Origin of the sequence: Marinobacter vulgaris (assembly GCF_003344045.1) — a bacterium.
In the GTDB taxonomy this organism is placed as follows: domain Bacteria; phylum Pseudomonadota; class Gammaproteobacteria; order Pseudomonadales; family Oleiphilaceae; genus Marinobacter; species Marinobacter vulgaris.
Genome location: NZ_QFWX01000050.1, coordinates 1 through 406 on the forward strand (window position 1 = coordinate 1; position 406 = coordinate 406).

Genomic DNA, 406 nt, shown 5'->3' on the forward strand with positions numbered 1-406 from the left:
CAGCGTACCTGATGGATCGCAAACGGCTGGCTTTCACCAAGTCAGCCCGTCATGGCAATGGATTCACCGGAAAGCAGTCTGTCTATGTCACGCCTGTCAATGAGACTTACCAGGGCAACCTGTTTGTGCTGACCAGCGAGCTAACGGCCAGTGCCGCAGAAATCTTCGTGCTCTCATTGCTGCAGCATCCCCGTCTCACCCTTATTGGCGAGCCTACCCATGGCATCCTTTCCGACACGCTCGAGCGCCATCTGCCAAATGGCTGGCACCTGACCTTGTCCAATGAAATCTACCGGGCCTACGACGGTGAGATATACGAAGATGTCGGCATCCCGCCACACATCCGTCTCACGTACCTTGGCCGAAAAGGGCGCGAGGAAGGCAAAGACCCGATGCTGGAGCGGGT

At 56.9% G+C, this 406-nt stretch carries 1 protein-coding gene; it reads left to right on the forward strand.

From position 1 onward, the window contains the following. Window positions 1-11 precede the first annotated feature (11 nt). Window positions 12-406, forward strand: a 395-nt coding sequence (locus DIT71_RS17755) for a S41 family peptidase (protein ID WP_227538209.1), incomplete at its 3' end; no start/stop codon positions are given.